Origin of the sequence: Szabonella alba, assembly GCF_016765775.1 — a bacterium.
Taxonomy (GTDB): Bacteria; Pseudomonadota; Alphaproteobacteria; order Rhodobacterales; family Rhodobacteraceae; genus Szabonella; species Szabonella alba.
Window position 1 is genome coordinate 17,458 of record NZ_JAESVN010000018.1, and the last position, 12,678, is coordinate 30,135.

Genomic DNA, 12,678 nt, shown 5'->3' on the forward strand with positions numbered 1-12,678 from the left:
ATGGTCCCGGGCGGGCTGACCGTACACAGGGGATGGTGGCGTCGGATGCAGATCGAAGAGATGGAGATGCAGGGGGTTTTCCGGCTTGTCCCGGCCCGGTTCGGGGACAGCCGGGGCTGGTTTTCGGAAAGCTGGAACCGCAAGCGCCTGAGCGAGGCGGGCATCAATGCCGAATTCGTGCAGGACAACCGGTCCTGGTCGGCAGAGGCCGGCACCCTGCGCGGGCTGCATTTCCAGTCCCCGCCCCATGCGCAGGCCAAGCTTGTGCAGGTCCTGCAGGGGGAGATCCTGGACGTGGTGGTGGATCTGCGCCGGTCTTCGGCCAGCTATGGCCGCTGGACGGGGGTCGGGCTTTCGGCGGAAACCGGGGCGCAGCTGTTCATACCGGCCGGATTTGCCCATGGTTTCGTGACCCGCAGGGAGGGGACCGAAATCCTGTACAAATGCACCGATTACTATGCCCCGGCCCATGAGGGGGCGATCCGTTTCGATGATCCCGATCTGGGCATCGACTGGGGGATCGACCCGGCCCGGGCCATCCTGTCGGACAAGGATGCCCGCGCCGGGAGCTTTGCGGATCTGCACTCTCCCTTCGCCTGATCCTGTTCCGGCGCGGCCTTCAGCCCGGATCCTGCCCGATCCCGGGACTGTCGAAGGGCGGCAGCGGCACCGGCCCGGAAACAAGCCTGAGGGGCTGGGGAAACAGGGTTTCCGGCGGCGGGCACGCGCCATGCGGCAGCAGAAGGGTCAGATGCAATTCCCCCTCTTCGCGCCGGACCGGGCCCATGATCCAGAAATGCCCGTGCCGCTCCAGCGGCGCGGCCCCGGTCACGGCGGAAAAATCCAGCACCTCGCCATTCAGGATCAGCACATCGCCATCGACCGCGGCGGTCAGGGTGGCATCCATGCGGGTCGGGGAAAGCGTGATCTTCATGATGTCTCCTCTCAGAACCAGCGGCCGGTGGCGGTCAGGGATACGGCCCGCATCGCCGCGCCTTGCGCGGTGATCGCGGTGACTGCCCATTGCGCCGAGGTCGTGGCGGGGGCATCCGTGCCGATCGCGCCGAAAGCGGTCAGATCCCCCGCCATGGCCTGCAGCACCGGGGCGGCGGCAAAGACGGCGGGAAAGGTCCATGTCTGGGCTGCCGAGCGGAACCCGCCCATGAAACCGGTCCCGATGGCAAGGCTGGCCGCAAGGCCCAGCGTGCAGATCTGCGTGCCATCCGCAAACCGCACATAGTCGCCATTGGCATTGCCGCCCCGTTCGATCACGGCCCCGGTCGGCAGGCCTCCCGACTGGCTGACCGTGCCCAGAAGGGCTCCGGCATGAAGGATTTCCCGCCAGGTGATCGGGTTGTCATTCTGGTTGACCCCCAGCCATATCTTCTGCGATCCGCCCGAGGTCACCCGGGTGGCGATCCAGCTGCGCCGGACATTCCCGCCCCCCACCACCGAGGAGGGAACCGCGATCACATCCAGCGTGTGGATCCAGGCCGAGGCATCGGGCGCATCGGGAATGTTGATGCTGGCATAGCAATAGCGGCCCGAGGCAAGATTGCGATCCTTGAGCGGAGTGGACCCGGCCAGCAGGACGCCGAAGGCCCCGAGCCCGAAATCCCCCACCTTCATCAGCCGCCCCGATGTGCCATCGACCGGGCTTTGCGTGACGGCCGTGCCGGTCACCGGCACGGTCAGATCCAGCCCCTCCGCACTCAGCACCGCGCGGGAGAGGCCCCCGGTGGCCAGCCCGATCGCCCCGGCCCCGGCCGCAAAGACCCCGGTCGCCGCCCCTCCGGCAAAGGCCAGACCCGGCTGGGCGGCGCTGCCCCCGGCCAGATCACAGCCAAGGGGCAGAGCGACCCGCCCGGTCGCGGGATCGGCCCGCAGCGCGGTCTGGAAAACCATCCCGTCGGCGCTGGTCTTGATCTCGAAGGCGTCACTGCCGGTCGTGCCCATCTCGGCCCGGCCCGACCAGCCGGTCTGGAACAGAAGGCTTGCGGTTTCGGCGGCGGCGGCCTTGTTGATCTTCAGCTGATGCCCCGCCCCGTCATGGGTCAGAAGCGTGGCCTCCCCCGCGACGGCCAGCCGGTTGCTGTCATCGGCCTCTGTGGCGATGCCCAGCCCCATCGCGCGCTGCACCCGCGTCTCGGGGCCCACCCAGGCGGTGCCGTCAAAGCCCAGAACCGCGCCGTCCTCCTCCAGCACCACGGCCTGCCAGCCCGGCTGCGGGGGAAAAAAGGCCCAGTCTGCGGTCTCGCGCAGGGCGATGCGGCCCTCCTGCCCGGCAAAGGCCCCGCCCGCCCCGGCGGGAACGATATAGCGCGCGCCCTCGGGCGGATCGGCCGGCGGGACCGTCAGCTGACGGCTCAGGACCGTCAGCTGCACCAGCAGGTCAAGCCTGCGCAGCGCCTCGTTATGGGTGACATGTTTCTGGGCCTGGGAGGGCAGGATATAGGGCAGGGCGAGTATCGTGGAGGCGTCGTTCGGCATCGCGGGTCCTCTCGGCTGACCGGCCGCAGTCTGGCGGCCCTGTCTCACCCGGGGGTAAAGACAGCGTCCGCACCCCAGCGGTGCCACCCTTCCGTTCTGGCTCCCGTTCTGGCTCCCGTTCTGGCCCGACCCGCGACGACTGGCCGTTTTCCGCGCGAAATGTCCCGGGGCAAGTCGTCTCTGGACCCGCTGTCCGCATCTGGTATGAGGAAAGCCTGTTGGTTCAGACATCCTTTTCCGGTTCCTTTTGCAGAGGTCTTCGATGATTGTCACACCCGTTCTTCTTTGTGGCGGTTCGGGCACCCGGCTCTGGCCGCTGTCGCGCAAATCCTATCCCAAGCAATTCACCACCCTTGCCGGTGAGGGGTCGCTGTTCCAGCAATCGGCACAGCGGCTTTCGGGGCAGGAGGAGGATCTGTCCTTTGATGCGCCGCTGGTTGTGACCAATTCGGATTTCCGCTTCATCGTGACCGAACAGCTGTCCGAGGCGGGCATTGACCCCGGCCCTGTCCTGATCGAACCCGAAGGCCGCAATACAGCCCCCGCCGTGCTGGCGGCGGCCCTGCATCTGCTGGCCCGGGACCCCGGGGCGGTGATGCTGGTCGCGCCATCGGATCATGTGATCCCCGACGCGGCGGCCTTCCGGCGGGCGGTGTCTGCGGGTCTGGCCAGCGTGCAGGCGGGCCGCATCGTGACCTTCGGCATCACCCCCGACCGCCCCGAAACCGGCTATGGCTATCTGGAGCTTGCGGCCCGCCCGGACGGATCCGGGGCCGCGATGGCGCTGACGCGCTTCATCGAAAAGCCCGATGCCACGCGGGCAGCCGAAATGCTGGCCAACGGGGCCTATCTGTGGAATTCCGGCATTTTCCTGTTCCGCGCCGCAGATATCCTTGAGGCCTTCGAACAGCATGCCCCTGACATGATTGCCCCGGTCCGCGCCTCTGTCGCCGAGGCCCGGCCCGATCTGGGCTTTCTGCGGCTGGCGCCCGACCCCTGGGCCCGGGTGCGGGACGTGTCGATCGACTATGCCGTGATGGAAAAATCCGACCGTCTTTCCGTCGTGCCCTTTGCGGCGGGCTGGTCCGATCTGGGCGGCTGGGATGCCGTCTGGCGCGAGACGGAAGCGGATGCCCGGGGGGTCGTGACCTCGGCCCATGCCACGGCGATCGATTGCGACAATTCGCTTTTGCGATCGGAATCCGACGGGCTTGAACTGGTCGGCATCGGGCTGAAGGACATGATCGCCATTGCCATGCCCGACGCTGTTCTGGTGGCCCCCATGGACCGCGCCCAGGATGTCAAACGCGCGGTCGAGGCGCTGAAGGCGCGCAAGGCGGCGCAGGCGCAGCAATTTCCCCGCGACTTCCGGCCCTGGGGCTGGTTCGAAAGCCTGGTGATCGGCAGCCGTTTTCAGGTCAAGCGGATCACCGTTCATCCGGGGGCTGCACTGAGCCTGCAAAGCCATCATCACCGTTCCGAACACTGGATCGTGGTGCAGGGCACGGCACGGGTGACCGTGGATGACGAGGTGCGGCTGGTGAGCGAAAACCAGTCCGTCTATATCCCGCTGGGGGCCGTGCACCGGATGGAAAATCCCGGCAAGCTGCCGATGGTGCTGATCGAGGTGCAGACCGGCAGCTATCTGGGTGAGGATGACATCATCCGCTACGAAGACATCTACGCCAGAAGCTGAGGCACAACCGGCGCGGCGGGGGGGGCGTAACGGCTCTGCGCCCCGGATCCGCCTTCGGGATCAGCTTTCGCGGAAGGCGTGGGTGAAATAATCGGTGAAGGGCTTGACCAGATAGGCCAGCGGGGTGCGCGGCTGGGTCTGGATGAAGGCATCCACCGGCATGCCGGGCAGCAGCGGATGGCCCAGCCGTTCGGCCTCTTCCGGGCTGAGCGAGATCTCGGCGCGGTAATAGGTCAGCCCGGTCGCGTTATCGGTCAGCGCATCGGCCGAAACCAGGGCGACCGCCCCGTCCAGTTCGGGGGTGGTCCGGCTTGAAAAGGCCGGAAAGACCAGCTTGACCGGCTGACCCATCCGAACCTCGTCGACATGGATCGGCGGGACCTGCACCGTGATGATGAGCGGGCGATCCTGCGGAATGACATAGGCCACCGGATCGGCCGGACGGATCACCGAACGCGGGGTTGTGACCTGCAGGCCCAGAACCGTGCCCGAGGCCGGCGCGCGGATGTCGAGCCGGGCCACCTGTTCGGCCAGCGACCGCTGACGCTGGACAAGCTGCAATTCATTCGACCCGATATCGCGCAATTCCGTATTCGCCTGTTCGCGGCGTTGCGCGGTCAGGCCCAGCATCTGCAGGTCAAGCTCGGTGATGCGGCCTTCGGCCTGGGCCCGTCCGGCGAGCAGATCGCCCGCCTCACCGGCCAGACGGGCGGCTTCGCGCTCCAGTCCCAGCACCCGCGAGGCCTGGGCCAGGCCTCGGTCGAACAGCGATTGCTGATCGGCCAGTTCTCGTGCGATCAGGTCGATCTGCGTGGTCAGCGCGGCGGACTGGGCATCGATCCCCTCGATCTGCGACAGGGTCTGGCCCTTGCGGCGCTCAAGCTGGTCCAGCGTGCGGTCAAGGGTTTCGGCACGGGCGCTGAAAAGCCGCAACTGCCCCTCGACCTGTTCGGCAACCTGCGGGTCCGTGGCGGCCTGCGCCAGCAGCGCCTCGGGCAGCACCATCTCCTCCATCCCGTCCTGCTCGGCCTCCAGACGTGCCCGGCGGGCCTGAACCTCTGACAGCTGACCCTCCACGATGGACAGTTCCGACATCAGAAGCGTTCCGTCCAGCCGGATCATCACCTGACCGATCTCGACACTGTCCCCTTCTGACACAAGGATCTCGGAAACCACGCCGCCGTCGGGATGCTGCAGAACCTGCCGGTTCTGTTCCACCTCGATCCGGCCCGAGGCCACGATCGCGCCGGAAATCGTCATGGTGACCGACCAGAGCCCGAAGCCGCCGATCAGCAAGAAGAGTGTGATCCAGCCGATCCAGAGCGCACGGCGCGCCCGCAGATACGGGGGGGAAGGGGTCGTCATGATACGCCTCCCGGGCCTTTGGCCCGTACGATTTCGGTCGCATTCTTGACCATGCCACGCAGCACCTCGTCGCGGGGTCCGAAGGCGCGGCGCTGGCCCTCCTCCAGCACCAGCAGCAGGTCGCATTCCTGAATCGCCGCAGGCCGGTGGGCGATGACGATCACGCTGCCACCATCGGCCTTTACCTTGCGGATGGCGCTGTTCAGCGCGACCGATCCGTCATTGTCGAGATTGGAATTCGGTTCATCCAGCACCAGAAGGACAGGATCGCCATAAAGGGCGCGGGCCAGACCGATGCGCTGGACCTGCCCGCCCGAAAGCTGCCCCGAGCCCGGCCCGAGACGCGTGTCATAGCCCTGTGCCAGATGCAGGATCATGTCATGGGCCGCCGCTGCCCGTGCCGCCGCAACCACCTTTTCGGCATCGGGTTCGGTGGACAGACGGGCGATGTTTTCGGTCACCGAGGCATCGAACAGCGTGACCGATTGCGGCAGATAACCGACCTGGCTGCCCAGCCGGTCGGGGTCATACTGGGTCAGTTCCGCGCCATCCAGCCGGATCCGGCCTGCGGCCGGCCGGATCGCGCCCACCAGCGCCCGTCCCAGCGTGGATTTGCCCGCACCCGACGGGCCGATGATGCCAAGGGCCTGGCCCGGTTCCAGCCGGAAGGACACGCCGCGCAGCACAGGCGCCGGCAGTCCCTGCAGCACGACCGAGACATTCTCGACCTCGATCATGGCGCGAGGCCGGGGCAGGGGGGTGCGCGGCGGTTCGGGCGGCTGCAGCGACAGCAACTGGACCAGGTTCGCCTTTCCCTCGCGCGCCCGTGTCAGGACCGCCCATTGCCCGATGGCCTGTTCGATCGGGGCCAGCGCCCGGCCCATGATGATCGAGCCTGCAATCATCGCACCGGGGGTCAGTTCCCCCTGCAGCACCAGCCAGGCGCCGATCCCCAGAATCGCCGATTGCACGAAAAGCCGCAATGTGCGGGTGGTGGTGGAAAAGGCTCCGCCCAGATCGGCACTGGACAGGCTTGTTTCCAGCGCCTCCCCCCGGGCGACGGACCAGCGGCGGAAGGCGGCCTGGGTCATCCCCAGGGCGCGCAGGACCTCGGCCTCTCCCTTCAGGCGGTCGGCCTGACGCTCGGCGGCGATGGTTGCGCTGTTGGATTTCAGGATCAGGCCCTTGCCCAGGGCCTGATTGGCCAGCGCAACCACGATCAGAACCACCGCACTGGCCACGGCAAACCAGCCCAGGACAGGGTGGAAGATGAAGATCGCGGCCACGAAGATCGGCGTCCAGGGCAGATCCATCAGCGCCGTGGCGACCGGCGAGGCCCAGAAGCGCTGCATCGATTCCAGATCCCTCTGGGCCGATGCGGCCAGCATGTCGCCGGGCATCACGCTGGAACGCGTCAGCGCGGCCTCGAACACGCGGCGGTCCAGCCCGGCCTGCAGCCGCGCCCCGATCCGCGACAAGAGCCGTGACCGCGCATGATCCAGAAAGCCCATGGCCAGAAACAGCACGATGACGATGGCCGACAGGGCGACAAGCGTCGCCTCGGACTGGCTGCCCAGAACCCGGTCATAGATCTGCAGCATATAAAGCGGACCGGTCAGCATCAGCAGGTTGACAAAGATGCTGAACAGGATTGCCGCCACGAGAATGCCGCGGGACGCTTTCTGGATACGGCCCAGTTCGGCACGCCCCGCTTCGGTCTGTCGTCTCGCCTCGGGGGTGGCCGTCATCTCGGATATCCCTTGTTCCCACGGGCGGCCGCGCGGTGCCGGCCCATGCCATTCTCTGAACGTCAAATTCCTTGGCCCCTTCTAGGTCATCGGGGTCAAGCCTGTATAGCCATAGATGACATTGACTTCCGTGCAGTTTATGGTCCGGCGGGTCAGAAACCTGTTCCGGAAGTTGCCTGAATGCCCGTTGCCGATCCTTCATCCCCGCCTGTTCTGTATCTTCATATCGGTGCGCGGGAAGGCGGCATTGTGTCCGATTCCGGACAAATGGCCGGCTTTGGAAAAATGGGCGGGTCCGTCCCGCAAGGGCGCCGCCGGGTTTTTCTGCAGCCCGATCCCGAACTGGCCGCCGGCCTGCACAGGGCCGCCCCCGGGGCAGAGGTGCTTGTGCTGGGGCTGGCCGCCGAAGACGGGCGCATGGATCTTTTGCAGATGAACTTTGCGGCGCTGAACAGTTTTCACGAGCCTGCACCGGCGCTGCGGGCGCTTTTTCCCGGGCTGAAGGTGATGCGGCGGCAACCCGTCCCGGTGCTGTCGCCGGGGGCTTTGCTGGACAGGATCGGCGCCCGGGGGCAGGGGATCGACCTTGTGCTGGACATGCCGGGATCCGAGATGCAGCTGCTGGAGGCCTGGAAGGCCGCCGATGCGCTGGAACAGCTGCGCAGTCTGGTGCTGCGCTGCGGCAGCGAGGTGTTTTTCGAAGGATCCGCCCCGCAGGCACAGATCGAGGCCTGGCTGGTCGCGGAAGGATTTACCCGCAACGGCGCGGATCTGGCCGATCCTGACTGGCCGGTGACGCAATGGCAGGCCGATCCGACCCGGCGGGCCTTGAAAAAGGCGCTGGCCGAGGCCGAGGCCCGCGCCGGAGCCGCCGGAAACCGGGCGGATAGTGCCGAAAGCGCGCTGGCCGAGGCGCGCAAGGCGGCCGAGGCGTTGCAGACCGAGCACAAGGCGCTGGCCGAAAAGGCCGATTGGCGGCAGCGGCGCATTCAGGAGCTTGAGGCCGGGGCCAGGGCTGCCGCAGAGGCGCTGGCCGAGGCCGGAACACGTGCAGAGTCTGCCGAAGGCGCGCTGGCCGAGGCGCGCAAGGCGGCCGAGGCGCTTCAGGCCGAGCACAAGGCGCTGGCCGAGAAAGCCGACTGGCGCCACCGGCGTATTCAGGAACTGGAGGCCGGGGCGAGGGAGATGGAAAAGACCCGTGACGCGCTGCGCCGGGAGGTCGCGGAGGAAAGGGCGAAGCATCAGGACCAGCAGCACCGCCTTGAGGCCGCGCGCAACGATCTGCGCCGGGCCGAGGGGCAGATCGCGCTGATCAAGGATCTTCTGCTGCGCGGGGAAACGCTGTGAGCAAATCCTCCGCAAAAGACAGGGATCCCGGCAGGAAGGGCGGGAAGAAAAGCAAGAAATCCGGCAAGAAGAAGAACCGGGACACCATGCTCTCCACCCAAGCAGCCGCCCAACCCATGGCCGCCCTGCCCGCGCCCGATATGATCCCGCCTGTGCCGGATCCTGCCGCGCCAGCCGACAGGTCCGGGGGGAGGGCGACTGCGCTGGACCGGGCCCGGGCCCGTTGGGAACACGGGGACTGGGCCGCGATCCTGGCCCTGGACACCCCCGATCTGGAAAACGATCCGGAGCGGGAGAAACTGGCCCTGCTGCTGGCGGCCGCACACAGCCATGCAGGCGGACATGCGGGCGCGATGGACCGGGCCCGGCAACTGGCCCGGCAGGCGCTGCTCTGGGGGGCCAGCCGGACCATGACCGCGCGGGTTTTGCTGTCGGCGGCGCAGAACAGCCTGGCCCGGGCGGCGGCCGCGCTGCAAGAGGATCCGACCCCGCATTTCGAGGCCGCGATCCTGCTGGTCCAGCCCCATGCCGATGCCCCGCTGCTGGCCCGCAGCCGCCGGCTGCGCGAACTGGCGGGCATGGGCCTCCTGCCGGATGCGGCACAGGCGCTGGAACAGGAGATGGGATTGCTGCGGACCGGGGCGGGGGGGACAGGGGCGGATCCTGTGAAGCCCGAGCTGCTCAAGCAGCTGGAGGACCAGCTGGATCTGCTGCGCAGGACCATTGCGGAAACCCGGCCCGCCCCCGGACAGACCCTCAGCGGACAGACCCTCAGCGGACAGGCCTCTGCAGCAGCGCCGCAGGTGCCGAAATTCAACCCGCGCGCCCTTGAGACCTATACGACGCTCGATCCCGGGCGCGAAAAGCGCTTTCTTTATCTCGATGTGAAATCCCTGCCCCGGACGGGGCTGCATTTCATGCGCAACACATTCGAAAGCCTGCTGGGCGAACATTTCAGCTTTTGCGAATGGTATAATGAGCCGGGATGCTGCCGGCAGATGCCCTGCGCTGTTACCGGCTATGCGACGGAAGTGCCCGACATCGCGTTGCTGCGCATGATCAAGTCGCATGATTTCGACCTGACCGATCCCGCCTTCCCCGCCAAGGGGCCGGTCCGGCGCCTGATCCTGCTGCGCGATCCGCTTTATCTGCTGACCTCCTGGTGGACGCTGCAGATGCTTTATGCGCATGGCGAACTGCTGAAGGCGCATGGGATTGCGAAGATGAATATCAATTTCGCCCATGGCCCGCATGTGGTTCGGGCCGCCTGTCGCGTGATCGATGCCGAGGGCAGCCTGCCTTCCGGAGAGAAACTGGCAACCTGGCTGGACGAAAAGAGCCCCTATATCCTCGGCTTTGTCGACAAATGGGCCCGGGCCGTTCAGGACGATCCGCAGCACTGCAGGATCCTGCGCTATGATGACACGCCCGGGGCCGTGCTGGAGATGCTGAAGCCTCTGGAGCCCAGCCTGCCCAAACCGGTGCGCGCCCGGATCGACGCCTTCCGCAGCGACCGCGACAAGATCTTCAAGGCCCGGCAGGACCCGTTCCACAGCCAGAGCCGCCGCATCACGGAATTCCTGCACCTTGAGGCGGACAGGTTCCGCCACGCGGCCGAAACCTTGTGCCGGCAGGACCGGACCGGATTGCTGGCCGGGGGGTAAAGAGCGTCACCCCTGCGTCAAATCCGGCCCTCCCTGCATCCCATCACCCGCCACAGCGCCGCCGTGTCACAACGCGCAAGGCGGATGCTGTGCTGGTTGCACAATGTGTCGATCCTATGGGGAAGCGTATCCGCAGCCCGGTCTTTCCAAGGGCAGCATGGTGATTCGTACCGGTATCGGCTCTGTCACTGCCGGGCAGGCCCGAAGGAAGCGTCCGGTTGAGAGGTGCTTTGTCAGTGTCAGAATGTGGTTCCCTTAACATCATAAAAACTATGTGAGAATCCTCAAGGCTGCACGGCCCACCACCTTTTCAAGGTGGAAGGATTTGCTGAAAGGAGATAGGAGAACCGGGTTCGGTGACCGGGACACAGGATGCACCCGCGGTCCCGACCGACGGAAATGTTCGACTGTTGAATATATGCGAGGAGCTAGAATGTCTGACGCGACAGGGCCGGCAAAAGTGATTTTTGTAGGCGGAGCACCTCGTTCCGGGACAAGCGTGACACATGCATTGCTGTGTACCGCACCAGCCAGCAATCCATACCATCCAGAGATAAGTTTTATCCGCCCTATATTTCAATCCTACGCACTGGGTCTGCATTTGTGGCAAAGCCACACAAATGCGTTTTTCCAGATCCCGGAGCATCTGAAGATGCATGTCGGAACTCTGGCGGAACAATCCTTGCTGCATGTGTGGCGTGTGCTAAAAAAACCTGAGGTCCTTTGTGTCAAGGATCCGCTTTTGACAAAGGATTTCCCGTCCGTAAATGCCGTCATGCAGCGACCCTGCCAGTTCGTAACGGTTCTCCGGCATCCCCATGATGTTGTTCGGTCTCAGCAGGAAGTCTACTCTCGTGCCGGTGTTCCCATGGTTGAAGGAACGGTCCGAAAACTGTCTGTTGAATATATGGAAAGCTATGCGCATCTGAACAAGCCAGAAATGGAGGGCCGTGCCTTCCATTTCAGATATGAAGATCTTGGAAATGACTGGCTCATTGAGCAACTGCACGCTTTTACCGGATTGAATGGAATCGATTCAGAGCAGATCTGGAACAGCGGCAAGCATGTGCCTTCAGAGGCAGAGAAGGCGGATCCCTTCTTTTCTCCGAAATATCACAGGCCGATCAACACCGAGCGGCGATTTGATCGGCTGAAGCCGGAGTTCCAGAGCATCGTCAACGAAGTCTGTCTTCCTCTCATGGAAAGCAGTGGTTACCTCAAGAATGGTGATGTCGAGGCTTGGTGAGTCACAGCATAGGCCATGAAATCCATACCGTGCAGGATCAGTTGGCCAAATTGCGCAATGCATGAAAGTCCCTGTCGGGGCATGATGGTCCGGCAGGGAAATAGGTCTCTTCTGGTTTTCAGGGTAAGCGGGGCCCTTGCATCAGTACAGCCCGTTCCAGGCCATAGGGCAAGGAACAGTCATCCCGCATGCGGCCGCCATGACAGTGCTTCTGCTGTATGTTCAGCTGTCTGACCGAAAGCCGGATAACAGCGACAGAAACGAGTCGCGATCGCTTTCAAATTTTGATCTTGGATATTTAAAGTAAATATCCTGCTCGGTTGCATGCGTCTCGATGGCACCATAGCGGCGATGAAATTCAAGGGTTCTGGCGTTGCCGCGGCGCACATCAAAATGCGCCTCATCCATACCCATGATATCGAAAGCTGTCATATAGACCAGCGTAGCGCTTTCCAGGGCCGCCTTTTTGGGTTTGTTCTCATCGAGAATCCAGCTGCCCCATTCAAAAATCGGCGGTGAAATCCTGTAAAGCCTTACTGCGCCGCAAGGCACTCCATCAGACCGCTCCACGATATAGTAGAGCTCTTTGAGCTCCGCTTCACGCTCCTTGTATTTCTCAATCCAGATTTCCTGATCGCGGAGGGTTCCATTGAATTCTGACAAATGGGTATTGTAATCCGGATTGATCCTGAGCCCATAAAGATAGCCCGCATCCGGGATCTGCACCAGCCGCAGAGATATATTCGGGCCGCGCACGATCGAAACGTTGTCCAAGATCGTCATGTAAATTGATCCTTCAGTGGCTTCGGGTAAACAATTCCGTTCAGCAGACCCGCAATATCAGCATGGGTCCAGCCCCGGTACCGGGCATCACCCGGGCGGGTCTCCGGGTTCCGGCCCGCTCTGCACCGGAGCCTCTCCTTTCAGAACTCTCTCGATCGCCTCTCGCAAGGCCCTTGCGTGATCAGGGTTTCCGACGAAGCCGGGATTTGCGGCGGCCTGTTTCAGGCGGGTGCGGATGGCGTTGCGGCGGGCGGGGTCTGTGCCGAGGCTTCGGGCCAGCGCGATATAGTCTTCGGGCGTATCGGCCAGCAGCTCGGCAAAGCCGTGGCTGGCCACCAG

The 12,678-nt window shown here is 64.6% G+C and carries 11 protein-coding genes; 5 read left to right on the forward strand and 6 right to left on the reverse strand.

Annotated features, from left to right (window positions below; translation table 11 throughout):
* The first annotated feature begins 45 nt into the window (after nt 1–45).
* A complete protein-coding gene (gene rfbC / locus JL811_RS19150; RefSeq protein ID WP_202690315.1) occupies nt 46–600 on the forward strand; it encodes a dTDP-4-dehydrorhamnose 3,5-epimerase in 555 nt (184 codons plus the stop codon).
* Between the two features lie 19 nt (nt 601–619).
* On the opposite strand, the gene JL811_RS19155 is transcribed toward rfbC, so the two are convergent.
* Both JL811_RS19155 and JL811_RS20085 read right to left on the reverse strand, forming a co-directional pair.
* Entirely contained in the window at nt 620–934 is a 315-nt protein-coding gene (locus tag JL811_RS19155; RefSeq protein ID WP_202690316.1) for a hypothetical protein, read from the reverse strand.
* A gap of 11 nt (nt 935–945) precedes the next feature.
* The gene (locus JL811_RS20085) at nt 946–2,490 is read right to left on the reverse strand and encodes a DUF2793 domain-containing protein (RefSeq protein WP_237685080.1); all 1,545 of its coding nucleotides are present in this window, start codon (nt 2,488–2,490) and stop codon (nt 946–948) included.
* 262 nt (nt 2,491–2,752) lie between these two features.
* On the opposite strand from JL811_RS20085, the gene JL811_RS19165 reads away from it, so the two are divergent.
* The gene (locus tag JL811_RS19165; protein ID WP_202690317.1) at nt 2,753–4,186 is read left to right on the forward strand and encodes a mannose-1-phosphate guanylyltransferase/mannose-6-phosphate isomerase; all 1,434 of its coding nucleotides are present in this window, start codon (nt 2,753–2,755) and stop codon (nt 4,184–4,186) included.
* Between the two features lie 60 nt (nt 4,187–4,246).
* On the opposite strand, the gene JL811_RS19170 is transcribed toward JL811_RS19165, so the two are convergent.
* Entirely contained in the window at nt 4,247–5,551 is a 1,305-nt protein-coding gene (locus tag JL811_RS19170) for an HlyD family type I secretion periplasmic adaptor subunit (protein ID WP_202690318.1), read from the reverse strand.
* Nucleotides 5,548–7,299, reverse strand: a complete 1,752-nt coding sequence (locus JL811_RS19175) for a type I secretion system permease/ATPase (RefSeq protein WP_202690319.1) — start codon at nt 7,297–7,299, stop codon at nt 5,548–5,550. The genes JL811_RS19170 and JL811_RS19175 overlap by 4 nt, the downstream gene beginning before the upstream one ends.
* 285 nt (nt 7,300–7,584) lie before the next feature.
* Between JL811_RS19175 and JL811_RS19180 the strand changes: the two genes are divergently transcribed.
* The 3 genes from JL811_RS19180 to JL811_RS19190 all read left to right on the forward strand — a co-directional run bounded on the left by JL811_RS19180 (nt 7,585) and on the right by JL811_RS19190 (nt 11,556).
* Nucleotides 7,585–8,646 (forward strand): hypothetical protein, encoded by a 1,062-nt coding sequence (locus JL811_RS19180; RefSeq protein ID WP_202690320.1) that lies wholly within the window; start codon nt 7,585–7,587, stop codon nt 8,644–8,646.
* Nucleotides 8,647–8,732: 86 nt separating this feature from the next.
* Nucleotides 8,733–10,310: a hypothetical protein gene (locus JL811_RS19185; protein WP_202690321.1), complete on the forward strand. Its 1,578-nt coding sequence runs from the start codon at nt 8,733–8,735 to the stop codon at nt 10,308–10,310.
* Nucleotides 10,311–10,743: 433 nt separating this feature from the next.
* Nucleotides 10,744–11,556: a sulfotransferase family protein gene (locus JL811_RS19190; RefSeq protein ID WP_202690322.1), complete on the forward strand. Its 813-nt coding sequence runs from the start codon at nt 10,744–10,746 to the stop codon at nt 11,554–11,556.
* Between the two features lie 222 nt (nt 11,557–11,778).
* Here the strand turns inward: JL811_RS19190 and JL811_RS19195 are convergent, their stop codons facing one another.
* On the reverse strand, nt 11,779–12,339 hold the full coding sequence (locus JL811_RS19195) for a GNAT family N-acetyltransferase (RefSeq protein WP_202690323.1): 561 nt from the start codon (nt 12,337–12,339) through the stop codon (nt 11,779–11,781).
* Nucleotides 12,340–12,426: 87 nt separating this feature from the next.
* Nucleotides 12,427–12,678 (reverse strand): hypothetical protein (locus JL811_RS19200; protein WP_202690324.1); only part of this gene is annotated, 252 nt, incomplete at its 5' end.

What these genes read in the sequence shown, in the direction of transcription:
- rfbC (WP_202690315.1), top strand. Translation starts at nt 46, where the DNA reads ATGCAGATCGAAGAGATGGAGATGCAGGGGGTTTTCCGGCTTGTCCCG.
- JL811_RS19155 (WP_202690316.1), bottom strand. Translation starts at nt 934, where the DNA reads ATGAAGATCACGCTTTCCCCGACCCGCATGGATGCCACCCTGACCGCC.
- JL811_RS20085 (WP_237685080.1), bottom strand. Translation starts at nt 2,490, where the DNA reads ATGCCGAACGACGCCTCCACGATACTCGCCCTGCCCTATATCCTGCCC.
- JL811_RS19165 (WP_202690317.1), top strand. Translation starts at nt 2,753, where the DNA reads ATGATTGTCACACCCGTTCTTCTTTGTGGCGGTTCGGGCACCCGGCTC.
- JL811_RS19170 (WP_202690318.1), bottom strand. Translation starts at nt 5,551, where the DNA reads ATGACGACCCCTTCCCCCCCGTATCTGCGGGCGCGCCGTGCGCTCTGG.
- JL811_RS19175 (WP_202690319.1), bottom strand. Translation starts at nt 7,299, where the DNA reads ATGACGGCCACCCCCGAGGCGAGACGACAGACCGAAGCGGGGCGTGCC.
- JL811_RS19180 (WP_202690320.1), top strand. Translation starts at nt 7,585, where the DNA reads ATGGGCGGGTCCGTCCCGCAAGGGCGCCGCCGGGTTTTTCTGCAGCCC.
- JL811_RS19185 (WP_202690321.1), top strand. Translation starts at nt 8,733, where the DNA reads ATGCTCTCCACCCAAGCAGCCGCCCAACCCATGGCCGCCCTGCCCGCG.
- JL811_RS19190 (WP_202690322.1), top strand. Translation starts at nt 10,744, where the DNA reads ATGTCTGACGCGACAGGGCCGGCAAAAGTGATTTTTGTAGGCGGAGCA.
- JL811_RS19195 (WP_202690323.1), bottom strand. Translation starts at nt 12,339, where the DNA reads ATGACGATCTTGGACAACGTTTCGATCGTGCGCGGCCCGAATATATCT.